2 rRNA genes are annotated in these 333 nt (G+C 40.8%); both read right to left on the reverse strand.

What is annotated here, in order from left to right:
- Positions 1-83, reverse strand: a 23S ribosomal RNA gene (locus MN204_RS20420); the annotation flags it as partial.
- A gap of 189 nt (positions 84-272) precedes the next feature.
- Positions 273-333, reverse strand: a 16S ribosomal RNA gene (locus MN204_RS20425); the annotation flags it as partial.

The raw sequence follows: 333 nt of genomic DNA on the forward strand, positions 1-333 counted from the left end.
CCCCGAAGCATATCGGTGTTAGTCCCGTCCTTCATCGGCTCCTAGTGCCAAGGCATCCACCGTGCGCCCTTATTCACTTAACTAAGTTACAGTAAATAAAAGTACTAATTTATTAGCCTTGCTTTATTTCTTAAAAATTGATGTCGTTGATTACTCTTATTTAGTTTTCAAGGTACAAATCAAAATTGAGAGATTTGCTCTCTCAAAACTGAACCAAACAACCAAGTATGTCCTTACTATTCCGAAGAATAGCGTTCCGTTATAATCCTTAGAAAGGAGGTGATCCAGCCGCACCTTCCGATACGGCTACCTTGTTACGACTTCACCCCAATC

The sequence above is a fragment of the Oceanobacillus saliphilus genome (assembly GCF_023522835.1).
In the GTDB taxonomy this organism is placed as follows: Bacteria; Bacillota; Bacilli; order Bacillales; family Amphibacillaceae; genus Oceanobacillus; species Oceanobacillus saliphilus.